Below are 23,926 nucleotides of genomic sequence, written 5' to 3'. Positions count from 1 at the left end.
ATTCATAAACGGTTTATTTCACGATTTACGCTATATTGCTTAGAGGTAACGTAGCGCTCTATTTTTTGTAACTTAACTTCTAAATGATCAAAGGTTGCTTTGATTTCATGAAAAGCACGCTTAGGCGGCTCTCCGGCTTGCCACACTTTAGATTTAATCTCAAAGTGTATATTGTCATCGCGTGTTAAATTACTACGCCAATTTCGACCCGAAGGTTTTTTATCTAAGATAATCCATAAAGCAATATAAGCAAAAAAGAAAAAGCTACCCGATAAAAATAAACCGCTCACCGCAATAATTCGCACGAGCCATGTTTCCCAACCGTAATAATCAGCAATACCCGCGCACACACCCGCTATTTTGCCATTATCCGTATTGCGTTTTATTTCAAATTTTTTACCATTAGTCATGATTACCCCTCCAATTTGGTGTTTCGTGATCCAGTATTTTTTCTAGAGTAATGATCCGCTGCGACATTTTCTCTGCCGTTCTCGCTAAACTAGCTAAGTCCATTGTCTCTTGTTCAGATAACCCCTGGCCGAGTAATCGTTTGCTGCGATAATGTAAAATAAGCCATAAAGGGGCGATGACCACCATAAAAATAATGAGAGGTACAAAAATAAGCCCCGCTAAAAAATCATGCATCTCGTTATTCCTTGTTTAAGATTTATTTAATTTAGCTTTTAATTGTGCAAGCGCATCTTCTACTTTGCTGTCGGCTTCTAATTCAGCAAATTCATCTTGTAAAGTGCGTTTTCCGAGATCGTATGAATCAACATTGGCTTCTAAATTGTCGATACGGCGCTCGTAATTTTCAAAACGGTTTAAGGTGTCATGCATGCGGTTTGAATCAAGCTGCTTTTTAACATCTAAACGCGATTTAGCCGTTTTTTGTCGCATTAATAAGGTTTGCTGTCTCGCTTTAGCATCATTTAGTTTTTCTTGCAGTTGGCCTATTTCATCTTGCAAACGATCTATTTGCTCATCAAGCAATTTTAACTCTTCGAGAACGATCGCCATTTTATCTTCAACTTGCGCTTTCTCTACCAGTGCCGCACGAGCTAAGTCTTCACGATCTTTACTCATCGCTAATTCAGCTTTACTTTGCCATTCTTGTACCGTGGTTTTAATTCTTTCTAACTTTCGCGCCAGTGTTTTTTTATCCGCAAGTGTGCGAGCTGAGTTAGATCTCACTTCAACTAACGTATCTTCCATTTCTTGAATGATCAAGCGCACCATTTTTTCTGGATCTTCAGCTTTATCTAATAACGATGTAATGTTTGAATTTATAATGTCAGCAAATCTTGAAAAAATACCCATAACCTTTCCTCATTTAAATAACGAATTAATTAACTTACTCATTGGCTATTCATTATATGTGCCAACATTGACAAAAAACTTAAACAACTGAAATATATAAGGTTTTTAATACGAGACAAAATAACCATCATGCATTAGTATTAAATTAACTAATTATTAGTAAATTTAACCACTATAAAATGAATCCAAACCAACAAACACAAAGTTTAATCGGTCAATCTAATGCGTTTTTATCGGTTTTAGATCAAGTATCGCGCGCGGCGCCATTAAGCAAACCTATTTTAATTATTGGTGAGCGCGGCACGGGTAAAGAGCTAATAGCCGAACGATTACATTTTTTATCTCAGCGATGGCAACAAGATTACATCAGCTTAAATTGTGCAGCACTAAGTGAGAATTTGCTTGAAAGTGAATTATTTGGTCATGAGTCTGGCGCTTTTACTGGCGCGACTAAACGCCATGCTGGTCGATTTGAAAGAGCCGACCAAGGTACGTTATTTTTAGATGAACTTGCAAACACATCACCTTTAGTACAAGAAAAATTGCTCCGTGTTATTGAATACGGCCAATTCGAGCGTGTGGGCGGATCAACCCCGATACAAACAGATGTAAGGTTGATAGCTGCAACGAATGAAGATCTGCCGTCTTTAGCCGCTGCAGGTAAATTCAGAGCCGATTTACTCGATCGCTTATCCTTTGACGTGATCACTCTCCCACCATTAAGAGCAAGGCAAGACGACATTCTCCTCTTGGCTGAAAAATTCGCGATTAACATGGCAAAAGAGCTGGGCTTAGAATATTTTTCTGGGTTTAGTGAACGCGCCAAAAAAGCCTTGTTATTGCATGACTGGCCAGGGAATGTAAGAGAATTAAAAAATACGGTAGAACGCTGTGTCTATCGTAATGTCGATCATAGCAGTATGGTAAAAGAAATCATCTTAGACCCATTTGAATCCCCTTTTCGCCCTGACAATAATAACCACACAAGCCTTACATTAAGCAATAAATCGGTTGAAAAGACGAATCAAATGCCAAATCAAGAGGCGAATGAAGTATCATCTAACCCTGTTGTAAATAAAGAATTCGTTTTTCCGCTCGATTTTAAACAAGAAAGCCAAAATTATGAGATAAATATTTTGAAAAACGCGTTAAAATCAGCGCAGTTTAATCAAAAGAAAGCGGCTGAGTTATTAGGGGTCACCTACCATCAACTCAGAGGTTATTTAAAAAAATATAATTTGTTGGATCAAACTCATTCATAATATGAAAATAAGCAGACACTGGGTTATTTTTCTTTCTGCTCTTGTCATGTCAGCCTGTAAACAAGCCGATACCTCGATTTTGGATCAAGGGGTCATTTATTGTTCGGAAGGCAGCCCTGAGACTTTTAATCCTCAACTCGTCACATCAGCCACAACACTGGATGCGGTATCAAGACAACTGTTTAATCGCTTACTTGAGTTCGATCCAGTCGATAACTCATTGCAACCGAGCTTAGCTGAATATTGGATGGTGTCCCAAGATGGATTAACCTACACGTTTAAAATCCGCTCTGGTGTACAATTTCAAACAACACGTAACTTTATACCAAGCCGTGAATTAAACGCCGATGATGTTATTTTTAGTTTTAATCGCTGGTATGATGTTGATCATCCCTATCATCAAGTGAATGGCGGTATTTACCCCTACTTTGATAGTATGCAATTAGCTGAAAATATAAAAGCTATAACCCGCGTTTCGTCTCGTGTTGTGCGCTTTACCTTGTATAAAAAAGATCATGACTTTATTCAACACTTTGCTAGCCATTACACACCAATTCATTCAGCTGAATATGCCGAGCAGTTACTAACCGCTGAGACCCCAGAATTATTAGACAGCCAGCCCGTTGGCACCGGCCCTTTCAAATTAACTGAATACCACAAAGATGCGTTTATCCGCTTTAAACAACACAGCTCATATTGGGAAGGCACTGACTATATTCAAAATTTAGTGTTTGATATAACGAGTCAAAGCTCTTTAAGGTTAGCTAAGCTTATTACTAAAGAATGTGATTTAATTGCCTATCCCGCATCTAGTGAAATGCAAGTATTAAGCAACGCTAAAAATATTTCGGTCCAAGCCAAAACAGCAAATAATGTCGGGTTTTGGGCCTTTAATACCCTTAAAGCGCCTTTTGATAACCCTAAAGTACGCTATGCGCTGGCTGCCGCTATTGATAAAGAAACCATATTGCGAGCGGTATATTATGGTACAGCCATAAAAGCAAACAGCATTTTACCGCCTAACTCTTGGGCTTATAACCCCAACGCAGAATTACCCCAATACGACCCTGCGTTAGCCCGAAAATTACTTAAAGAAGCGGGTATACCCGATGGCTTTAAGATGAATATATGGGCAATGCCAATTGAAAGGCCATACAACCCCAATGCTCATAAAATGGCTGAACTAATCAGCTCAAATTTAGCCGAAGTTGGTATTGAAGCCAATATTGTGAGTTACGAATGGAATACCTTTAGGCGCTTATTATCAGAACAACGTCATGACAGTGTTTTAATAGGTTGGGCAGCAGACACCCCCTCACCTGATAATTTTTTGAGTCCCATTTTTAGTTGTGCTTCTGCTATCGTTGGTTCTAATCGTTCAGCTTGGTGTAATACCGATTTTGATGAGATTTTATACACCGCAGCACAAACTGAAGACAAAAACGAGCGCAAGGCTTTATATATTCAGGCACAAAAAATATTACAAAACGAAATGCCTGTTGTGCCTATTGCGCATTCAACTCATTATCTAGCAAAATTAGATAATGTGCATAACGTACATTTTTACCCTAATACCAGTATCGGCTTTTCAAAGGTGGAGAAAAATAAATGATTTATTATCTTCTACGCCGTTTGAACCTGCTTATCTCGACTTTATTTATTCTGAGTATCATTGCCTTTAGCTTAGGGCATTTATTTCCGGGCGACCCGGTACAAAATTTTAGTGGCTTACGCGAGTTTGATTACAACCAATACACAGATTTACAAGAAAAATATCAATTAAACCAAGGGTATATTAGCCAATATTTCACTTACATTAGCCATATTTTACAAGGCGATCTAGGCGTATCTTTTAATTCTAAAGCGCCAATTACAAAAGAGCTGGCACAAGTTGCACCGGCTTCTTTAGAACTCAGTATTTATGCTTTATTACTCGCCTTATTGATTGGCATACCATTGGGTTTTTGGGCAGGCATGCGTCATCAAAAACTATCTGATTACACCTTATATTCATTATCAGTTGTGGGTAATTCAATCCCTATTTTCTGGCTCGGTTTAATGGTGATCTTATTTTTTGCTTTAACCTTAAACTGGTTGCCTATGTCAGGTCGTATCAACTTACTGTATGAAATACCGGAAGTCAGCGGCTTTATACTCTATGATATTTTAAAATCAGACGTTTCATATAAATACCTCGCTTTGCAGGATGCTTTGCGACATTTGATATTACCGACGATAACGCTTGCGATGGTACCTATTACATTATTACTCACAACAACCCGTAATACGGTTATTCAAATAATGCAAACCAGTTACATCAAAGCGGCACAAACAAAAGGGCTAAGTGTTTGGCAATTAGCGAAAAGGCATGTCTTTAGAAATACCATGCTATCGGTGATCCCACAAATAGCCATGGCCTTTAATGTATTAATGACTAGCGTTATGATCACCGAGATCATTTTTAGCTGGCCAGGAGTTGGTAGTTGGTTAATCGAAGCCATCTATCAACGTGATTATCCGGTTATTAAAGCCGGGTTATTAGTTGTGTCTTCTTTTATTGTTGTTATTCATGTCAGCATAGATGTCTTACATGCCTTAACTAATCCACTATATAGGCGTTAACGATGTCACAAAATATTTATGATGAAGTTACCTCTCCCAACCCAATTGCACAGATATGGCGCTCATATAAAAACCTGCATGTCGCTTGGATATCGTTGTGGGTTGTCATGATTTTTTCAATCATCGCGTTATTGTCACCAATCATTGCACCTTATTCTCCTTATGAGCAACATCCTGATTTTTTACTGTTACCACCGAGTTGGAATGATGCCGGTAATGTGAACTTTTTGTTAGGGACAGATGATTTAGGTCGAGATGTCTTATCTCGATTATTGTATGGCACACGACTTACTTTTGGCAGCAGTTTGATTGTCGCTTTTTGTGCCATGTTAACGGGCTGCGCGATGGGCGCTTTGGCAGGTATGAGCCGAGGAATAAAGTCTAGCGTATTCAACCATATATTAGATGCGATATTATCAATCCCTTCTCTATTACTCGCGATCATTATCGTCGCTGTTTTAGGCCCTGGTTTAAATAATACAATATGGGCGGTATTTTTAGCCTTGGTACCTCAATTTATTCACCGAACTCGAAATGCTATTCGCCAAGAGAAAAACAAAGAGTATGTCATCGCCACTAAACTCGACGGAGCCAATGATTGGCAATTATTAAGCCACTCCATACTCCCCAATATTGTCAATGTGATCGCACTACAATTCACATTTGCTGTTTCTGTCGCAATGTTAGATATTGCAGCGCTCGGCTTTTTAGGTTTAGGGGCTGATCCGTCATCACCTGAATGGGGCGCATTATTGCGTGACGGAATTGATTTGTTATATCGGGCATCATGGCTTGTCACCTTACCAGGCATTGCGATGTTTATTTGCTTATTAGCCGTAAATATTATTGGCAGTAGCTTAGAAAAAGTACTTAAGGTTCAAGCGGGATAACTCATGGCTTTATTGGATGTTAGAAATTTAACCGTCACCCTTAACGATGAGTTTGATAAAGTTAATGCCATTGACAAAATGAGCTTAACCATACGCCAAGGCGGATTTCATGGTTTAGTGGGCGAGTCTGGTTCTGGCAAAACGTTATTCGCCAAAGCATTAATGGGTATTTTAGATAACCGCTGGACGGTTAAAGCGGATAGATTATTTTGGCAAGACAACGATTTATTAAAAATATCACCAGAAAAGCGCAGAGAGGTTATTAATCGAGATATCGCCATGATATTTCAAGAGCCTTCACGTAGCTTAGATCCGACAGCTCAAATCTTAGAGCAGCTAGAAGAAGTCATTCCTAATAGCGAATTAGGCGGGACTTTCTGGGGACGAAAACAAGCTCGCCACCAATATGCGTCTAACTTACTCAAGAAAGTGGGTATAAAGAGCCAAGATTACTGTTTAGCCGCCTTTCCCCATGAGCTCAGTGAAGGTCAATGCCAAAAGGTATCCATTGCCATGGCCTTAGCTCGTAAGCCTAAAATGATAATCGCTGACGAGCCTACCGATGCAATGGAAAGCACAACCAAAGTTCAAATTTTGCGTTTATTACAAAAATTCAATGAAAATCAAAGTATGGCCATTCTTTTAATCACGCATGACTTAGAAGCCGTTGCTCACTGGGCAAAAGACATGACCATTTTATACGCAGGGCAAAGTGTTGAAGCGGGTGCTTGTAAAGAGCTAATCCACAATCCCTATCACCCTTATACTCGAGCTTTGTTTCAAAACTTATCGCAATTTACCCAGCAAGCCGATCATAAAACCCCCTTACAAACTTTGAAAGGCACAACGCCACCTTTACAACATTTACCCATAGGCTGTCGATTAGGCCCTCGTTGTCCACAAGCACAAAAATCGTGTGTGCAAGCACCTAAAGCCAGTCGCATTAAAGGGCATGTATTTAATTGTCACTACCCTATTAACGTCAGGAAACCAGTTTAGATATGGCTAAGTTACTTGAAGTGATCGACTTGTCGAAAGATTACGTAAAACATAGTTTTCCATGGAAAAAAACCTCAAAAACCGTTTTATCTAATATCAGCTTCAGCCTAGACCCATTTCAAACGTTAGCGATTGTAGGTGATGCGGGTTCGGGTAAATCGGTGTTAGCCAAACTATTAGCAGGTGCTGAACGACCAACATCTGGCGAAATTTATTTAAATGGACAAAAACTCGATACAAAAAATTTAAAACACCGTTCACGCCATATACGCATGATATTTCAAGACCCAGCCACGTCTCTCAATCCGAGCGTGCCCATAGGTCAAGTATTAGAAGAACCGTTAAAGTTAAATACGCTGATGTCGCCAAAAGAACGGGAAGAGAAAGTTAAAAAAGTGCTTGGGCGAGTCGGCCTACTATCGGACTACATGTGGTTTTATCCCCACATGTTATCCAGTGGTCAAAAACAACGTGTTGCACTGGCTAGAGCATTGATCCTTGATCCACAGATTATTGTCGCGGATAAACCTTTTGCGGCAATGGACCCGTCGACACGCTCCCAAATGGTTAATTTATTCTTAGAATTGCAACAAACGTATGGCTTAACCTACATTTTTGTTTCACATAACTTAAATATCGTAAAACATATCAGTGATTATGTATTTGTGATGAGTGATGGTCATGTAGTCGAGCGTGGAGAAACACAACACGTATTCACAGACCCACGTCATCAAGTTACCCGCAAGTTATTATATAGCCAACAGATGATCAAAAATACGTAATACCAATCCATAATAATATGTGCCCACTCAGCGAGCGTTTAAATGCGCTTAATCAAGGCGCTTGGATGAAGGAATAGTGGTGCTCTTTTGTGTTCGAGCAACACAGAGTAAGCGCATTTAAAACTCGCCTGCAAGGAATGCCCCAGCGGCTTTTGACCTGCGTTATCGGTATTTGAAAGGGAACAACTATTCCTACACAAAAATGTCTGGAACATTTTTGAACAGCTTTACTGGCTTTAGCGAAAGGCTGGATGCCTGAAGTACACCGACGCCTTGTTCAAAAACCGCTGGATACATTCTGAGAGATCACTTATTTATATTAATTGGTATAATAAAAGTTAACAAAATGAATGTGCGGGTATAAAAAAACCGGTAATCATAAAATTACCGGCTTTTAACGTAGCTAAATTACTCACTAAAATTAGCGGTATTCAACACTCAATACTTCATAATCAATATCACCACTTGGTGAATGCAACGTAAATTCGTCATCAATTTCTTTACCTATCATAGCTCGAGCTAACGGTGAATTGACTGACAACTTGTTATTTTTAATATCGGCCTCATCATCACCAACAATTTGGTAAATGACTTCAGCATCAGTATCACAGTTTACAATTTTAACTGTTGCACCAAAAATAACGCGCCCTTTATTAGGGATTTTAGTTACATCGATTATTTGCACATTAGAAAGCTTAGCTTCAATTTCTTGAATACGCCCTTCGCAAAAACCTTGCTGCTCACGAGCAGCATGGTATTCAGCATTTTCTTTTAAATCACCGTGTTCTCTTGCATCCGCAATAGCCGCGATAATTGAAGGACGTCTAACCGTTTTAAGTTCGGTAAGCTCAACACGAAGCATTTCTGCTCCTTGTACTGTCATTGGAACTTGTTGCATTATTTCAATCTCTTGTGGAGTTCTTGTACAGACGTAACCGTATTACGATCATCTGCTTTGTGAGCTAAACAAGCAGCAAAAGCAGCATTAAGTGTCGTCGTATAAGATGCTTTATTTAATAACGCACTACGACGAATTTGCACTGAATCCGTTATTGCTTGACGACCTTCTGTTGTATTAATGATATAGCTATAATCGCCATTTTTAATATTATCAACAAGATGAGGACGACCTTCTAAAACTTTATTAACTTTTCGAACTTCAAGACCGGCATCTTTTAATACTTTTGCCGTACCGGCTGTTGCATCAAGGGTATAACCTAAATCGAGCAAGTTACCCGCTAATTCAACCACACGCTTTTTATCGCTATTGCGAACAGACAATAATGCTCGACCTGATTTAGGAACAGCATCACCCGCACCTAAGCTCGCTTTAGCAGAAGCTTCAGCAAATGTTTTACCAATACCCATGACTTCACCCGTTGAGCGCATTTCTGGGCCCAAGATAGGATCTACACCGTGGAATTTAGCAAATGGGATCACCACTTCTTTTACAGAGTAATAAGGCGGGATCACTTCTTCTGTTATACCTTGAGACGCTAATGACTGACCCGCCATTACGCGCGCAGCAACTTTAGCTAATGGCACACTGGTCGCTTTAGAGACAAAGGGTACCGTACGAGCGGCACGAGGGTTAACCTCGATCATGTAGATCTCATCATCTTTAACAGCGAACTGAGTATTCATTAAACCAATAACACCTAATTCGAATGCAAGTTTTTTAACTTGAACTCGCATACGGTCTTGTACATCAGCACTTAAGGTATAAGCCGGTAATGAACAAGCTGAATCACCAGAGTGAACACCCGCTTGCTCAATGTGCTCCATGATACCGCCGATAACAACATCGGTACCATCACAGATAGCATCGATATCAACTTCAACAGCATCATCTAAGAACCGGTCTAATAGTACAGGTGAGTCATTAGAGACTTGAACCGCTTCATTTAAATAACGTTTTAAGTCAGCGATGTCATATACGATTTCCATCGCACGTCCACCTAATACATATGACGGACGCACAACCATCGGGAAACCAATGCGATCAGCTTCAGATAACGCTTCTTCGATAGTTTTAACCGTCGCATTTTCAGGTTGTTTTAAACCTAAACGTTCAACCGCTTGTTGGAAGCGCTCACGATCTTCTGCACGGTCAATCGCTTCTGGAGAGGTACCGATAATTGGCACACCAGCAGCTTCTAATTCACGTGCTAATTTAAGAGGTGTTTGTCCACCGTATTGAACGATAACGCCTTTAGGCTTTTCTAAACGGACAATTTCAAGTACATCTTCAAATGTAACAGACTCAAAATATAAGCGATCAGACGTATCATAATCAGTCGAAACCGTTTCAGGGTTACAGTTAACCATGATTGTTTCATAACCATCTTCACGTAAAGCCATCGATGCATGAACACAACAATAATCGAATTCAATACCTTGACCGATTCGGTTTGGTCCGCCGCCTAAAACAATGATTTTTTCTTTGTCGCTTGGGTTGGCTTCACATTCTTCATCATAGGTAGAATACATATAAGCAGTTGATGTAGAAAACTCAGCCGCACACGTATCAACCCGTTTGTAAACAGGTTTGATTTCTAAAAGGTCGCGTTTTTTACGCACTTCGCTTTCGGCAACACCGATAACATCAGCAATACGTTTATCTGCAAAACCTTTACGTTTTAAGCTGTATAAGAAATCTTTATTTAAGCCGGCCATGCCACGCTCACCAATTTCTTTTTCGCTTAAAACGAGATCTTCAATTTGCACTAAGAACCAGCGATCAACTTTTGTTAATTCAAATAGCTCTTCGACAGTCATTCCTAAACGGAATGCATCGGCAATGTACCAAATACGCTCGGCACCGGCATTAGTTAACTCATGAACAATCGTTTGTTTCGCATTCGGGTCATTTAAATTAACAATCGGGTCAAAACCTGAAACGCCAACTTCTAAACCACGTAATGCTTTTTGCATTGATTCTTGTTGGTTACGGCCAATAGCCATTACTTCACCAACCGATTTCATTTGAGTCGTTAAACGATCTTCTGCACCCGCAAACTTTTCAAAGTTAAAACGAGGGATCTTAGTAACAACATAATCAATTGAAGGCTCAAATGATGCTGGTGTCGCGCCACCGGTAATATCATTTTGTAATTCATCAAGCGTATAACCAACCGCTAATTTAGCGGCAATTTTAGCAATCGGGAAACCCGTTGCTTTTGACGCTAAAGCTGATGAACGAGATACACGAGGGTTCATTTCGATAATAACCATTCGGCCAGTATCAGGACAAATACCAAACTGTACGTTTGAACCGCCCGTTTCAACACCAATTTCACGCAAAACGGCTAAAGACGCATTACGCATTAATTGATATTCTTTATCCGTTAATGTTTGTGCTGGTGCAACGGTGATCGAATCACCAGTATGAATCCCCATTGGGTCAAAGTTTTCAATCGCACAAACAATGATACAATTATCATTTTTGTCACGAACCACTTCCATTTCATACTCTTTCCAACCAATTAATGAAGCATCAATTAATAATTCACTTGTTGGAGAAAGGTCTAAACCTCGAGCACAAATTGTTTCAAATTCTTCTTGGTTATAAGCGATACCACCGCCCGTTCCACCCATAGTGAATGAAGGACGAATAATACACGGATAACCTAAACGCGAAACGGCACCTAATGCTTCTTCCATTGAATGCGCAATTTCAGCAACTGGGGTATCTAAACCAATTGATTTCATGGCTTTATCGAAGCGATCGCGATCTTCTGCTTTATCAATAGCATCAGCCGTCGCACCAATCATCTCAACATTGTATTTTTCTAAAATACCGTGCTTTTCTAAATCAAGCGCACAGTTTAATGCAGTTTGGCCACCCATCGTCGGCAATACAGCATCGGGTTTTTCTTTTTCAATAATTTTAGCAACAACTTCCCAGTGAACAGGCTCGATGTATGTTGCATCAGCCATTTCAGGATCGGTCATTATTGTTGCAGGGTTAGAGTTAACCAATATAACTCGGTAACCTTCTTCGCGAAGAGCTTTACAAGCTTGAGTACCAGAGTAATCAAACTCACAGGCCTGACCAATTACAATAGGGCCAGCACCTAAAATTAATATACTTTTTATGTCGGAACGTTTTGGCATTGCGGTCACTCTCTCGCTTAGACTTTACGGGCTTGCATCAATTCAATGAAGTGGTCAAAAACAGGTGCCACATCATGTGGTCCCGGACTCGCTTCAGGATGCCCTTGGAAACTAAAGGCAGGCTTATCTGTTCTATGGATACCTTGCAATGAACCATCAAACAACGATTTATGAGTCGCAATAAGATTAGCGGGTAACGTGGCTTCATCGGCGGCAAAACCATGGTTTTGACTCGAGATCATCACATTACCTTTTTCAAGATCTTGAACAGGATGGTTAGCACCATGGTGACCAAATTTCATTTTAACGGTTTTAGCACCACTTGCGAGAGCAAGTAATTGGTGACCAAGACAAATACCAAAAACTGGAATGTCCGTTTCTAAAATAGTTTTAATCGCTTCAATAGCGTAATCACACGGCTCTGGATCACCAGGACCATTGGATAAGAAAATACCATTTGGGTTTAACGCTAAAACATCACTTGCAGGCGTTTGAGCAGGAACAACAGTTAGTTTACAACCGCGATCGACCAACATACGTAAAATATTACGTTTAACACCGTAATCATATACAACCACATGAAAATCACCTTCTTTTTCAGGTGTTACATGTCCTTTACCTAATTGCCAAGAACCTTCAGTCCAGCTATAAGTTTCAGAAGTTGTGACTTCTTTTGCTAAATCCATCCCTTTTAAACCAGGGAAAGCCTTAGCTTCTTCTAGTGCTTTTGTTGAGTCGTCAACACCCGTGATTAAACAACCGTTTTGCGCACCCTTTTCACGTAAAATACGTGTTAGTTTACGGGTATCAATATCAGCGATAGCAACAATGTTACGTTGCTTTAAATAATCACTTAAACTTTGTTGATTACGGAAGTTTGAAGCTAATAAAGGTAAATCTCGGATCACGAGACCTTTAGCCCAAACCTGTGAAGATTCTTCATCTTCTTCGTTGGTTCCCGTATTACCCACATGTGGGTATGTCAGAGTCACGATTTGCTCTGAATACGATGGATCAGTCAAGATCTCTTGATAACCTGTCATCGAAGTATTAAATACTACCTCTCCTACAGATAAACCTTCAGCACCAATTGAAGTGCCTTTGAACACAGTACCATCTTCTAGTACCAGCAGGGCGGTTTCAGCCAAAACGACCTCCTGAATATTAAAAAACGGGCTCCTACAATGGACTACCCGTTTTGTAAATGTTAGTCGCTAGTCCACAATGAACTAGCCAGAATTTTGCATAAGTTAAATCTTGCGTATTCTAGTTTATCTATTGTATTTTCGCCAGATATAATTAGTAAATGTTTTAAAAAAAGCAGTTATGGCTTATATCGAAATAAAACAGCTAAAAGATACAAACATCTTAAGCTTAATTGCGCGAAGAACCAGAGTTAGGTGAGTTTTAAGAATGTGGGAAAGAAAAGTGAAGAAGAAAATGAAGAGGAAAAACTAAGTGACTAATAGCACTTAATTTTTCTAACAAAATTGAAATAATGCTACCGTTAGGTATTAGTCTTTTAAACCTAATACATCTTGCATATCATATAAGCGTACAGGTTTGCTCTTTAACCATGCCGCCGCTCTGACAGCACCTTTAGCAAACGTTAAACGACTTGATGCTTTATGCGTGATTTCAATACGCTCACCAATATCGGCAAACATAGCGGTATGTTCACCAACAATATCACCAGCGCGAATAGTGGCAAAACCAATGGTTTCAGGTTTACGTTCACCTGTATCACCTTCTCGACCATATACCGCGACTTTATCAAGATCACGATCTAATGTGTCTGCAATCGCTTGACCCAGCGCAAGCGCAGTGCCTGATGGCGCATCCTTTTTAAAACGATGATGAGCTTCCCAAATTTCAATATCGGTGTAATCGCCCATAACCTTGGCTGTCGTTTGCAGCAACTTAAGCATTAAATTAACACCGACACTCATATTCGCAGCAAATACAATGGGGATCGCTAAAGCTGCAGCATCGATTTTAGCTAATTGCTCTTTAGATAAGCCTGTTGTACCAATGACCATGGGTTTTTTATTACTTACACACCATGCTAAATTATCCATGCAGGCATCAGGAAGCGTAAAATCAATATAAACATCGGCTAACTCTTTTACCTGCGAACGACTTTGCAATGCACTGTCAACATTACCGATACCAGCAACCTGACCTGCATCAATCCCTTTAAAGCTTGATGTTTCGCGTACTAACGCATGAGCAATATCAACTGTTTCACTAACATGTGAAGCTTCAATTAACGCTCGCCCCATACGACCATTAGCACCGAAAATACCGACTTTAATTTGTTCACTCACTGGAATAACCTTTTTATTGACTTGATTAAATTTTAGACTGAAACGTCTAGATTTCAATAGTATAACATCTAATGCGCAACAGCTTAATTCTTAAATATTTGTCTATTTAACTTTGCTGTTATTTGGGTATAAAACCTAAAATTTCAAGGCTTAATTTTAATCACAACCGTAATACGCTATCACGCACTTATTTTGGACGCGCGACTTTAAATTTTTTGCTTAAATCAGCATACTCATTACCACCGAGTCGTGCCAATGGATCGACCTTTAATGCATCAACCGTTAGTCTTGCTTTATCATCTAATTCACAAATTTCATCGTTGATATAAATTTGATTCACTTTAGCAAAAACTAGCTGCATTGGCGTTTCACCTATTTCTTGAGTTTGATATAACTCACAAGCAAATGCGACAGGCGCGGTTTTAATTCGAGGTAAAGGCGAATTTTCAAACTCGACTAACGATAAATCAAGGTGATCAAATTCGGATTCATCATACGGTAAGGTTTCTGCTGATTTGGTCACTTGATAAGCTAAATCAGTGTTTGCGATATGAATAACCATATTTTTTCTTGCAACCACATTACGAAAAGTATCTTTGCGCTCACCATCTGGCTTTTTACCCGAAGAAAACATCAAAATCGGCGGAGCACTGCTAATCGCGGTAAAGTAAGAAAAAGGCGCTATGTTGTAACCTTGTGTTTCATTTTCAGTTAACACCCACGCAATCGGTCGAGGAATAACACTCTGAGTCATCACGTGATAAACCTGATTTGCGCTTAGCGTAGAAAGATCGATAATCATTAAATATGAGCCACTCTTAATATTTTTCTCTAGTTTAATCAGTCGATATGCATTAGTCGACAATTGAAATTTTTTAAGCTCATTATTTCTGCCAAGAAGTGATTTGGGAATAGAACCGCTTAAGGCTATAATGCGGCAAATTTATTTCTAATGACACAGACATGCGACCTGATACTTTTGATAATCGATTTGGTGGAACACAGCGTTTATATGGTGTGCAAGGCACACAAAAATTAGTTAATGCACATATTGCTGTCGTAGGGATGGGAGGCGTCGGGTCTTGGATCGTAGAAGCTCTTGCTCGAACCGCAATTGGTACACTCACACTATTTGATTTAGACGATATTTGTGTCTCTAACACCAACCGCCAAATTCATGCACACACAGGAAACTATGGACAATGTAAAGTACAAGCGATGACCGATAGAGTTAAACTCATCAACCCTGATTGTAAAGTCAATCAAGTTGATGATTTTGTGACACCTGAAAATGTACGTGAATTATTTACCCTTAAATTTGATTATGTCATTGATGCAACCGATAGTGTCAAAGCTAAAGCGGCGATGATCGCTTGGTGTAAACGTAATAAAGTTAAAATGATCACTATTGGGGGTGCGGGCGGACAAATTGACCCGACACAGATAAAAGTGGGAGACTTAGCCAAAACCATTCAAGATCCACTGTTAGCTAAAGTGCGCAACTTCTTACGCCGTGAATATAATTTTACCCAAAACCCTAAACGAAAATTTGGTATCGAAGCGATCTATTCAACTGAGCAGCTTAAGTATCCATCAGGCGATGGTGAAGTTTGTTTGCAAAAGCCAGCAGTAGAAGCCGAAGGCGCGCCAGCCAAACTCGACTGCGCAACGGGATTTGGCGCATCAACGGTTGTTACCGCCACCTTTGGCTTTTTTGCGGCCAGCCGCGTCATTAACAAAATAAGCCAAGGTTAAGATAAACCTTGGTTTAACTTAAACCTGATCACGCAATGGAATGTTACTGAGCAAAGCTAATAACAATTGCCAATAAAGCCCAACGGTGCGTACATTCACTTTTTCATCCGGTGAATGCGGGTAGCGAATAGTTGGACCAATTGAGACCATATCTAATTCTGGATATGGTGCTTTAAACAAGCCACACTCTAGGCCCGCATGGATGACCATTATTTCAGGCTTTCGCTGATAGAGATCTTCATAAACATCTCGAACAACAGCCATGATCTCTGAGCTATTATCTGGCTTCCAGCCTGGATAAGCCCCTGAAAAAACCGCATCAATGTTGGCAAGTTTAGCTAAAGCGGCATGCATATTTTGAATATCTAAGCGCCCAATATCATCCAAAGACCGGATCAAGCAAAGTAAGCTAACACTATTTTCATTGCAAGTTAAAACGCCCATATTAGTTGAGCTTTCAACTACACCCTTTATTTCATCACTCATCCGCATTACACCATTTGGACACGCTTGCAAAAAAGCAATTAATTTATATTGCGCTGTTTTAGCAAAAACAGCTGAAGGATTGCTTTGCTCTTCATATGAAATAGAAATATTAGGATCCGAAAATTGATATGTTTTTTTAATGTTTTGCTTAAATGCCTCAACACATTTATCCAACGCTTTAATATGACAATGATCCAAAACAAAAACCAATTCACTTTCACGTGGAATGGCATTGCGTAGCGTGCCACCTTGCACACTCACAATATCAAACGCTAATTCATCTTGATAAAGTGTACAAAATTGCGCCAACAATTTAATCGCATTGGCTCGTCCCAACTCAATATTGCATCCTGAATGTCCACCTTTTAAACCGGCTATCGTTAATTTAACCGTGTATTTATCATGAGGTGATTGCAATGGCGTTTGCTGAGTATCAAACACAAACTCAGCATCGACACCACCAGCACAGCCCATATAAATTTCACCTTCTTGTTCTGAGTCGGTATTAATTAAAATTTCAGCGTTCAGTAATCCCGGCGCTAACCCAAATGCGCCCGTCATGCCCGCCTCCTCATCAACTGTTAACAACACCTCAAGTGCCGGGTGAGCAATATCTTCTGCCCCCAATACAGCTAACGCAGACGCCATACCGATCCCATTATCAGAACCTAGCGTTGTGCCGGTAGCCGTAACCCATTGTTCAGTGATACCCGCTTCTGTTTCTTCAATGAGGTAAGGTCGAATAGGGTCTTGTGTAAAATCATGCTGCGTATCACGATTGGCTTGCGGCACCATATCAAGGTGCGCTTGAATAACCACTGGCTTGCGGTCTGCCATGCCCGCAGTGGCAGGCTTACGTAAGATTAAATTACCAATCTTATCTTCGATGCATTCAATACCTTGTTTATCAGCCCAAGCTTGAATAAAGGCTTTAAGTTCAGCTTCATGTTTTGAAGGATGAGGAATTGCACAAATTTGATTAAACCATTGCCAGAGAGGCTGAGGATAAAGGTTATTAAGTTGAACCGAATGTAATGTTGCAGACATGGTAAAAGGCAAGCTAATTTAGGGTGTAATTAGCTTACCATAAGAAATTTATGACTCAATTATAACCGTTGCTACGGTATAATTTTTTTCATCACTAATAGAGAGATGCCAATGCACAGTGCTTTGTGCCATCGATTCGGCGATCGCTTGCGCAGCGCCCGAAACTTGCAAAACAGGTTTACCAGACGCTAAATTAGAAATTTCAAAATGTTGAAACGTAACCCCTTGCGCGATCCCTGTACCCAATGCTTTACTCGCAGCTTCTTTTGCAGCAAAACGTTTTGCTAAAAAGCGATGGGGGGAATGATGGCAATCAAAAGCAGTAAGCTCATTAGGTGTTAATACACGTTGGGCTAATCGTGTTAATTGTTTATTTTCAAAGCGCGATATTTCCGCAATATCAGTTCCTAACCCCAAAATAGCCATATATCCCCTCTTTTTATTTAACCTAGTAAATTAAGCGCGGGCTTCGAGCATTAAGCGTTTCATATCGGCAACCGCATTAGCCAAACCGTCGATTGCAGCTCGGGCAATAATCGCATGCCCAATATTCAATTCGATAATATCAGGGATCGCTGCGATCGGCTTAACATTATGATAATGCAAACCATGACCCGCATTCACTTTTAAGCCAATAGAAGCGGCATATTCCACACCAGCGGTAATACGCGCTAGTTCTTTTTCAGCTTCAGCTTCAGTTTCAGCATCGGCGTATTGACCCGTATGAATTTCAATATACGTTGCACCCGATGCTTTTGAAGCATCAATTTGTGCTTTATCAGCATCAATGAATAAAGAAACTTGGGTGCCGACAGCCATTAACCTTGTTACCGCTTGCGTGATTTTATCCAGCTGGCCAACAATATCTAATCCGCCTTCGGTGGTTAACTCTTCGCGCTTTTCAGGGACTAAACAACAAAAAACAGGCTTAATGCCTTCTGCGATGGTTAACATTTCTTCGGTGACAGCCATTTCTAAATTCATTCTTGTGGCCAACGTTTCACTTAATAGGCGTACGTCACGATCTTTAATATGTCGTCGGTCTTCACGTAAATGTACCGTAATACCATCGGCCCCTGCATGCTCAGCTACCGAAGCCGCATGAACGGGATCAGGGTAATGCGTGCCACGAGCATTGCGTAACGTTGCGATGTGATCAATATTTACACCTAATAAGATATCTTTCATAGTTAATCCTAATATCATTTTTCCAATTTAATAGTGGGTTCTTTTAATACTTATTCATCGATTTAAAGAACTGTCGACTTTTTAATATTTGTCCGCCGAGGTGAAAGTTAATCAACTCGCGTAATAATAATTTTGCTGTTTGTAATGTTGTTTTATCATGCCAATCAGCCCCTTGAATGGCTTTTAAAGTGCGTCCAGTGTACGCCTTAACATGTTTATCCCAAGCGGGCATCACTCCAAGTTCAGGGTTGACATGATAGGTGGCTTCGTCTTGAACACCATGACCATTTTCAGTTTCAGAGGTTAAATCAGGCCACACGCCCATCTCATCTAATAACGTCATTTCAAATTGCCGTAAACACGGTTCAATATCGCTTGTACCGGCTAAATCATTTATTGTTTGGGTATAACGCTCGAAAAAATACTCACTGTCATTAATTCGAGAGAGCAACTTTACAATTAACTCATTAACATAATAAGCGCTGTACAAACGTGACGTTTTTAACGGTAGTGTATTACCAACATGATCAAGTTTATCAATAAAATACAGGTCACCCTGCCCGGGTTTGAGTTTGACAACTAAAGGGGTAAAAACTTGATAGGGATTAGTGAATTTTTGCTTATAAGCCATGACACTAACTCGGCCATCAAACTGAGTCAGTAAATCACAAATAAGACTGGATTCTCGAAAAGGCTTAACATGCAGAACAAAAGCCATTTGAAATACATTTTGCTCTGCCATCAATTAACCTTGGGTATAATTTAGTTGCAGCCGTAACCTAAACTACGCAATGCACGTTCGTCATCAGCCCAGCCTGATTTAACTTTAACCCACAGCTCTAAATGTACTTTATTATCGATTAAGTGCTCAATATCTTTACGTGCATCGCGACCAATTGTTTTTAAACGCTCGCCTTTTTTACCAATGATAATAGCTTTTTGACTGCTGCGTTCAATCAATAACAAGCCATTGATATAACACACGCCATTATCACCATACTCGAAGCGTTCGATTTCAACCGTCACGTCATAAGGTAGTTCATCACCCGTATTACGAATTAATTTTTCACGAATGATTTCACCAACCATAAAACGCGTGCTTCGGTCAGTAAAGTAATCTTCAGGAAAAAAGAATTCACATGCTTTCAGGCGGTTTTTCACCAACTGTAATACACGAACAGCTTGATCATCTTTGGTTGCTGAAATAGGGATAATATCAACGAAGTCATGCTTTTTAGCTAAAGATTCTAAATGCGGAAATAAAACTTCTTTTTCTTTAACTAAGTCCACTTTATTTAAAACTAAAACACAAGGTAAACCCGATTGTTTAATTTTATTCAATACCATGTCATCGTCACTTTCCCAACGATCACCTTCAACTAAAAATAAAACGAGTTCAACCTCATCTAAAGAAGAGCTCGCTGCTCGATTCATTAAACGGTTAATTGCGCGTTTTTCTTCAGAGTGCAAGCCCGGCGTATCAACAAATACGACTTGATGATCACCTTCAGTATGAATACCCACAATACGATGTCGGGTTGTTTGTGGTTTGCGTGAAGTAATACTGACTTTTTGACCAATAATTTGGTTCAATAAAGTTGATTTACCAACATTTGGACGACCCACGATCGCAACCAAACCGGCATATTGTTTATTTGTCATTTAATAATGTTTCCAGCGCCTTACGGGCAGCATTTTGTTCAGCTTTACGGCGGCTCGTCCCTGTACCCACATATGTTTCATTTAAGGCTTCAACAACACAAGAAACAGTAAACGTTTGATTGTGTTCTTTGCCACTGATGTTATCTACATTGTAATCAGGTAAAGGGTGTTTACGGTGTTGTAACCATTCTTGTAAACGTGTCTTGCTGTCTTTTTGAGACTGGCCTGGTTTTATTTCATCCAATTGAACTTTATACCACTGCAATATAATTTGCTGCGTCGTCATTAAGTTTGAATCAAGATAAATAGCACCGATGATTGCTTCAATTGCATCTTCTAAGGTAGAAGAACGACGATGACCACCCGATTTCATTTCACCCGGACCTAACACCAAATACTCGCCAATTGAAAAATCACTGGCCATTTTAGTTAACGTTTCGCCTCGCACTAAAGTTGAGCGCATCCGGCTCAAATCACCTTCAGCACACGTTGGAAACTTACGGTATAGCGCATCAGCAATAACAAAACTTAAAATAGAATCACCTAAATATTCTAAGCGTTCGTTATGCGAACCTTTGGCACTGCGATGTGTCAATGCTTGAGCTAATAACTCAATGTTATTGAACTGATAATCAATTACTTTCTGTAAAGGATCATACGATTTGGTTCTTAACAACATTTAGTCTATCCCACCAATTCTAGAAAAACGTACTCCACTTGGAATAAATTGCGGTATAAAGTCGTCTGCTGAACGCTCAAATTCAAAACTCATCCAAATAGCAACGGCTTCACCCACTAAATTCTCACGAGGCACAAATCCCCAATAACGGCTATCTTGAGAGTTATCACGATTATCACCCATAACAAAATAGTTGTTCTCAGGCACAACCCATTCATCAAATTGCGTAGAGGCTTGTTTGTAATATGACATCACATTATCAGAAGCCATTGGGTTAACTAACAAGTTATGTTTTTTAACGCCAAGTAAATCAGCTTGAAACTCTTCTAAACGCCAAGAACCGATAGAAAAAACTTGCTCTGCTTCTACTGGATCATTCGTTATTTGCTCATAATTTTTAGAACACGTTTGTCCTTCACCACATTTAGGCAAAATATAAAGCTGCTTATTACGATAAATAATACGATCACCCGGTAACCCTACAACACGCTTGATATAGTCAATACGTGTATCTTCAGGGTATTTAAAAACCGCAATATCACCACGTTCAGGGCCATCAAATTCAACTAAGTTAGAAGCATCAACCGGGTTTTTTAAACCGTATGTAAATTTCTCAACCAAAATAAAATCACCCACTAATAAAGTCGGCATCATTGAACCTGAAGGAATTTGAAAAGGTTCATATAAAAACGAACGCAATACAAACACAAATGCCACGACAGGAAAAATTTCTTTAGCGAATTCGGTTAAGCCGTTTTGCGGGTTAATTTTGTCAGCCATCTCGCTAGGCAATACACCGCCTGCTTTAGCTTCAACATCTGCAAGTACTTGCTTACGCTTAGGCGCCCATAAATATTTATCGAATGCCCAAACGATCCCCGTTACTATCGTTGCTATAAACAAAAAAATTGAAAAATAACCTGCCATATTGAATTCCTTATAACTTACTATTTATTGCCACTACCTACTTTTAAAACGGCAAGAAAAGCTTCCTGCGGTACTTCAACATTACCGAGTTGCTTCATACGTTTTTTACCATCTTTTTGTTTCTGTAATAATTTTTTCTTACGGCTGATATCACCGCCATAACATTTTGCGATCACGTTTTTACGTAATTGCTTAACCGTAGTACGGGCAATAACATGACCACCAATAACCGCTTGAATAGCAATATCAAACATCTGACGAGGAATTAATGTTCGCAATGCTTCCGCAAGCTCCCGGCCACGCGTTTGAGAGTTGTCTCTATGCGTAATGAGTGCTAATGCATCAACACGCTCAGTGTTAATTAAGATATCGACTCGCACCATATCCGCAGCAGAAAAACGCACAAAGTTATAATCAAGCGAGGCATAACCGCGGCTTGTTGATTTTAATTTATCAAAGAAATCAAGCACAACCTCAGCCATGGGGAGCTCATAAGTCACCGCAACTTGATTGCCGTGGTAGCTCATTTTTGTTTGCACACCACGCTTTTCAATACACAAGGTAATAACATTACCCAAATACTCTTGTGGTACTAATATATTAGCCTCAACAATAGGCTCGTATATTTGCTCAATGTCATTAACGGCAGGCAAACTAGAAGGGTTATCAACTAATAATTCTTCACCTTTTGTTGTTTCAACTTTATAAACAACCGTAGGTGCCGTCGTGATTAGATCAAGATCATATTCACGCTCTAAACGCTCCTGAATGATCTCCATGTGCAGCATACCTAAAAAGCCACAACGGAAACCAAAACCAAGCGCTGTTGATGATTCTGGCTCATAAAAAAGAGAAGCATCATTTAAGCTTAACTTCGCGAGCGCATCACGAAAATCTTCATAATCATCGCTCGAAACAGGGAATATACCGGCATAAACTTGAGGTTTAACACGTTTAAAACCCGGTAATTGCTCATCAGCAGGACGACTCGCAAGTGTCATCGTGTCACCGACCGGTGCGCCTTGTATATCTTTAATACCTGATATAACAAATCCAACTTCGCCCGCTTTTATCACGCCAGTATCGGTTTGCTTAGGTGTAAAAATACCGACTTTATCAACAATATGCACTTGTCCTGTCGACATCATCTTCATTTTGTCGCCTTTGCGTAAAACACCATGTTTAACACGCACTAACGATACAACACCTTGGTAATTATCAAACCACGAATCAATAATTAACGCTTGTAATGGCGCATCATAATCGCCTTCTGGGCAAGGAATTTTTTTAACAATCGCTTCTAAAACGTCTTCAATACCGATACCGGTTTTAGCAGAGCAATGTACCGCTTCAGTCGCATCAATACCGATAATATCTTCGATCTCTTCAGCAACTCGATCAGGGTCTGCTTGCGGTAAATCAATTTTATTTAGAATGGGTTCAACTTCCAATTCCATTTCAATTGCCGTATAGCAATTAGCTAGCGTTTGAGCTTCAACGCCTTGCGCGGCATCAACAACCAGCAGAGCACCTTCACAAGCGGCTAATGAGCGTGAAACTTCATAACTGAAATCAACATGCCCAGGGGTATCAATAAAATTGAGTTGGTAACGCTCACCATTTTTTGCATCATAATTTAGGGTTACACTTTGCGCTTTAATGGTAATGCCACGTTCGCGTTCTAAATCCATTGAATCTAGAACTTGAGCTTCCATTTCGCGTGGGGTCAAACCGCCACAATGTTGGATGAGTCGATCTGATAAGGTTGATTTACCGTGATCAATGTGGGCAATAATGGAAAAGTTGCGAATGTTTTCGTGTTTCATATTAAGCAGGTACCGCTGATAAAAATATAATTGAAAAA

The 23,926-nt window shown here is 39.8% G+C and carries 23 protein-coding genes; 7 read left to right on the top strand and 16 right to left on the bottom strand.

All coding sequences use genetic code 11. From position 1 onward, the window contains the following. Positions 1-2: 2 nt before the first annotated feature. From pspC to pspA, 3 genes are read right to left on the bottom strand one after another with little or no spacing between them, the layout of a single operon-like run. Positions 3-410 (bottom strand): envelope stress response membrane protein PspC, encoded by a 408-nt coding sequence (gene pspC, locus DPX34_RS14310; protein WP_111979132.1) that lies wholly within the window; start codon positions 408-410, stop codon positions 3-5. Beyond that, entirely contained in the window at positions 403-645 is a 243-nt protein-coding gene (gene pspB / locus DPX34_RS14305) for an envelope stress response membrane protein PspB (RefSeq protein ID WP_111979131.1), read from the bottom strand. The genes pspC and pspB overlap by 8 nt, the downstream gene beginning before the upstream one ends. A gap of 15 nt (positions 646-660) precedes the next feature. Further along, complete coding sequence (pspA, locus tag DPX34_RS14300; RefSeq protein ID WP_111979130.1) at positions 661-1,320, bottom strand: phage shock protein PspA; 660 nt, start codon at positions 1,318-1,320, stop codon at positions 661-663. A gap of 179 nt (positions 1,321-1,499) precedes the next feature. Here pspA and pspF point away from each other — a divergent pair, with 179 nt between their 5' ends. From pspF to DPX34_RS14270, 6 genes are read left to right on the top strand one after another with little or no spacing between them, the layout of a single operon-like run. Continuing rightward, positions 1,500-2,582: a phage shock protein operon transcriptional activator gene (gene pspF, locus DPX34_RS14295; RefSeq protein ID WP_111979129.1), complete on the top strand. Its 1,083-nt coding sequence runs from the start codon at positions 1,500-1,502 to the stop codon at positions 2,580-2,582. Position 2,583: 1 nt separating this feature from the next. Beyond that, positions 2,584-4,194, top strand: coding sequence for an ABC transporter substrate-binding protein (locus DPX34_RS14290; protein WP_111979128.1), 1,611 nt, complete (start codon positions 2,584-2,586; stop codon positions 4,192-4,194). After that, positions 4,191-5,204: an ABC transporter permease subunit gene (locus DPX34_RS14285; protein WP_111979127.1), complete on the top strand. Its 1,014-nt coding sequence runs from the start codon at positions 4,191-4,193 to the stop codon at positions 5,202-5,204. The genes DPX34_RS14290 and DPX34_RS14285 overlap by 4 nt, the downstream gene beginning before the upstream one ends. Before the next feature lie 2 nt (positions 5,205-5,206). Continuing rightward, positions 5,207-6,094, top strand: a complete 888-nt coding sequence (locus DPX34_RS14280) for an ABC transporter permease subunit (RefSeq protein WP_111979126.1) — start codon at positions 5,207-5,209, stop codon at positions 6,092-6,094. Between the two features lie 3 nt (positions 6,095-6,097). Further along, entirely contained in the window at positions 6,098-7,093 is a 996-nt protein-coding gene (locus DPX34_RS14275; RefSeq protein ID WP_111979125.1) for an oligopeptide/dipeptide ABC transporter ATP-binding protein, read from the top strand. Positions 7,094-7,095: 2 nt separating this feature from the next. Then, on the top strand, positions 7,096-7,875 hold the full coding sequence (locus DPX34_RS14270) for a peptide ABC transporter ATP-binding protein (RefSeq protein WP_111979124.1): 780 nt from the start codon (positions 7,096-7,098) through the stop codon (positions 7,873-7,875). A gap of 421 nt (positions 7,876-8,296) precedes the next feature. Here DPX34_RS14270 and greA read toward each other — a convergent pair whose 3' ends face one another. From greA to DPX34_RS14245, 5 genes are all read right to left on the bottom strand, one after another. Beyond that, positions 8,297-8,773, bottom strand: a complete 477-nt coding sequence (greA, locus tag DPX34_RS14265; protein ID WP_111979123.1) for a transcription elongation factor GreA — start codon at positions 8,771-8,773, stop codon at positions 8,297-8,299. Further along, complete coding sequence (carB, locus tag DPX34_RS14260) at positions 8,773-11,991, bottom strand: carbamoyl-phosphate synthase large subunit (RefSeq protein WP_111979153.1); 3,219 nt, start codon at positions 11,989-11,991, stop codon at positions 8,773-8,775. Before carB ends, greA begins: the two co-directional genes overlap by 1 nt. A gap of 17 nt (positions 11,992-12,008) precedes the next feature. Beyond that, positions 12,009-13,139 carry a glutamine-hydrolyzing carbamoyl-phosphate synthase small subunit gene (carA, locus tag DPX34_RS14255; protein ID WP_111979122.1) on the bottom strand — a complete coding sequence of 377 codons (1,131 nt, stop codon included), beginning with the start codon at positions 13,137-13,139 and terminating at the stop codon, positions 12,009-12,011. Positions 13,140-13,505: 366 nt separating this feature from the next. Then, positions 13,506-14,318: a 4-hydroxy-tetrahydrodipicolinate reductase gene (dapB, locus tag DPX34_RS14250; RefSeq protein ID WP_269815529.1), complete on the bottom strand. Its 813-nt coding sequence runs from the start codon at positions 14,316-14,318 to the stop codon at positions 13,506-13,508. Positions 14,319-14,505: 187 nt separating this feature from the next. Beyond that, positions 14,506-15,072 carry a flavin reductase family protein gene (locus DPX34_RS14245; protein ID WP_232824751.1) on the bottom strand — a complete coding sequence of 189 codons (567 nt, stop codon included), beginning with the start codon at positions 15,070-15,072 and terminating at the stop codon, positions 14,506-14,508. 209 nt (positions 15,073-15,281) lie between these two features. Between DPX34_RS14245 and tcdA the strand changes: the two genes are divergently transcribed. Continuing rightward, entirely contained in the window at positions 15,282-16,073 is a 792-nt protein-coding gene (gene tcdA, locus DPX34_RS14240; RefSeq protein ID WP_111979120.1) for a tRNA cyclic N6-threonylcarbamoyladenosine(37) synthase TcdA, read from the top strand. Positions 16,074-16,091: 18 nt separating this feature from the next. Here tcdA and DPX34_RS14235 read toward each other — a convergent pair whose 3' ends face one another. The 8 genes from DPX34_RS14235 to lepA are packed head-to-tail and all read right to left on the bottom strand — an operon-like array spanning position 16,092 to position 23,888. After that, positions 16,092-17,606, bottom strand: a complete 1,515-nt coding sequence (locus DPX34_RS14235; RefSeq protein WP_111979119.1) for an aminoacyl-histidine dipeptidase — start codon at positions 17,604-17,606, stop codon at positions 16,092-16,094. A 48-nt stretch (positions 17,607-17,654) separates the two neighbouring features. After that, positions 17,655-18,032 carry a holo-ACP synthase gene (acpS, locus tag DPX34_RS14230; protein ID WP_111979118.1) on the bottom strand — a complete coding sequence of 126 codons (378 nt, stop codon included), beginning with the start codon at positions 18,030-18,032 and terminating at the stop codon, positions 17,655-17,657. A 30-nt stretch (positions 18,033-18,062) separates the two neighbouring features. Next, on the bottom strand, positions 18,063-18,794 hold the full coding sequence (gene pdxJ / locus DPX34_RS14225; protein WP_111979117.1) for a pyridoxine 5'-phosphate synthase: 732 nt from the start codon (positions 18,792-18,794) through the stop codon (positions 18,063-18,065). Between the two features lie 43 nt (positions 18,795-18,837). Then, entirely contained in the window at positions 18,838-19,536 is a 699-nt protein-coding gene (recO, locus tag DPX34_RS14220) for a DNA repair protein RecO (protein ID WP_111979116.1), read from the bottom strand. 20 nt (positions 19,537-19,556) lie between these two features. Beyond that, entirely contained in the window at positions 19,557-20,456 is a 900-nt protein-coding gene (gene era / locus DPX34_RS14215) for a GTPase Era (RefSeq protein ID WP_111979115.1), read from the bottom strand. Continuing rightward, positions 20,446-21,135 carry a ribonuclease III gene (gene rnc, locus DPX34_RS14210; protein WP_111979114.1) on the bottom strand — a complete coding sequence of 230 codons (690 nt, stop codon included), beginning with the start codon at positions 21,133-21,135 and terminating at the stop codon, positions 20,446-20,448. The genes era and rnc overlap by 11 nt, the downstream gene beginning before the upstream one ends. Beyond that, on the bottom strand, positions 21,136-22,062 hold the full coding sequence (gene lepB / locus DPX34_RS14205) for a signal peptidase I (RefSeq protein WP_111979113.1): 927 nt from the start codon (positions 22,060-22,062) through the stop codon (positions 21,136-21,138). It lies immediately after the preceding gene. 20 nt (positions 22,063-22,082) lie between these two features. Next, positions 22,083-23,888: a translation elongation factor 4 gene (lepA, locus tag DPX34_RS14200; RefSeq protein WP_111979112.1), complete on the bottom strand. Its 1,806-nt coding sequence runs from the start codon at positions 23,886-23,888 to the stop codon at positions 22,083-22,085. Positions 23,889-23,926: the final 38 nt, after the last annotated feature.

Source organism: Algibacillus agarilyticus (assembly GCF_003286125.1).
Classification (GTDB): Bacteria; Pseudomonadota; Gammaproteobacteria; order Enterobacterales; family Alteromonadaceae; genus Algibacillus; species Algibacillus agarilyticus.
The sequence above is the reverse complement of the archived record's forward strand: the minus strand, read 5'-3'. Positions and strand labels throughout refer to the sequence as shown.

What these genes read in the sequence shown, in the direction of transcription:
- pspC (WP_111979132.1), bottom strand. Translation starts at nt 410, where the DNA reads ATGACTAATGGTAAAAAATTTGAAATAAAACGCAATACGGATAATGGC.
- pspB (WP_111979131.1), bottom strand. Translation starts at nt 645, where the DNA reads ATGCATGATTTTTTAGCGGGGCTTATTTTTGTACCTCTCATTATTTTT.
- pspA (WP_111979130.1), bottom strand. Translation starts at nt 1,320, where the DNA reads ATGGGTATTTTTTCAAGATTTGCTGACATTATAAATTCAAACATTACA.
- pspF (WP_111979129.1), top strand. Translation starts at nt 1,500, where the DNA reads ATGAATCCAAACCAACAAACACAAAGTTTAATCGGTCAATCTAATGCG.
- DPX34_RS14290 (WP_111979128.1), top strand. Translation starts at nt 2,584, where the DNA reads ATGAAAATAAGCAGACACTGGGTTATTTTTCTTTCTGCTCTTGTCATG.
- DPX34_RS14285 (WP_111979127.1), top strand. Translation starts at nt 4,191, where the DNA reads ATGATTTATTATCTTCTACGCCGTTTGAACCTGCTTATCTCGACTTTA.
- DPX34_RS14280 (WP_111979126.1), top strand. Translation starts at nt 5,207, where the DNA reads ATGTCACAAAATATTTATGATGAAGTTACCTCTCCCAACCCAATTGCA.
- DPX34_RS14275 (WP_111979125.1), top strand. Translation starts at nt 6,098, where the DNA reads ATGGCTTTATTGGATGTTAGAAATTTAACCGTCACCCTTAACGATGAG.
- DPX34_RS14270 (WP_111979124.1), top strand. Translation starts at nt 7,096, where the DNA reads ATGGCTAAGTTACTTGAAGTGATCGACTTGTCGAAAGATTACGTAAAA.
- greA (WP_111979123.1), bottom strand. Translation starts at nt 8,773, where the DNA reads ATGCAACAAGTTCCAATGACAGTACAAGGAGCAGAAATGCTTCGTGTT.
- carB (WP_111979153.1), bottom strand. Translation starts at nt 11,991, where the DNA reads ATGCCAAAACGTTCCGACATAAAAAGTATATTAATTTTAGGTGCTGGC.
- DPX34_RS14245 (WP_232824751.1), bottom strand. Translation starts at nt 15,072, where the DNA reads ATGACTCAGAGTGTTATTCCTCGACCGATTGCGTGGGTGTTAACTGAA.
- tcdA (WP_111979120.1), top strand. Translation starts at nt 15,282, where the DNA reads ATGCGACCTGATACTTTTGATAATCGATTTGGTGGAACACAGCGTTTA.
- DPX34_RS14235 (WP_111979119.1), bottom strand. Translation starts at nt 17,606, where the DNA reads ATGTCTGCAACATTACATTCGGTTCAACTTAATAACCTTTATCCTCAG.
- acpS (WP_111979118.1), bottom strand. Translation starts at nt 18,032, where the DNA reads ATGGCTATTTTGGGGTTAGGAACTGATATTGCGGAAATATCGCGCTTT.
- pdxJ (WP_111979117.1), bottom strand. Translation starts at nt 18,794, where the DNA reads ATGAAAGATATCTTATTAGGTGTAAATATTGATCACATCGCAACGTTA.
- recO (WP_111979116.1), bottom strand. Translation starts at nt 19,536, where the DNA reads ATGGCAGAGCAAAATGTATTTCAAATGGCTTTTGTTCTGCATGTTAAG.
- era (WP_111979115.1), bottom strand. Translation starts at nt 20,456, where the DNA reads ATGACAAATAAACAATATGCCGGTTTGGTTGCGATCGTGGGTCGTCCA.
- rnc (WP_111979114.1), bottom strand. Translation starts at nt 21,135, where the DNA reads ATGTTGTTAAGAACCAAATCGTATGATCCTTTACAGAAAGTAATTGAT.
- lepB (WP_111979113.1), bottom strand. Translation starts at nt 22,062, where the DNA reads ATGGCAGGTTATTTTTCAATTTTTTTGTTTATAGCAACGATAGTAACG.
- lepA (WP_111979112.1), bottom strand. Translation starts at nt 23,888, where the DNA reads ATGAAACACGAAAACATTCGCAACTTTTCCATTATTGCCCACATTGAT.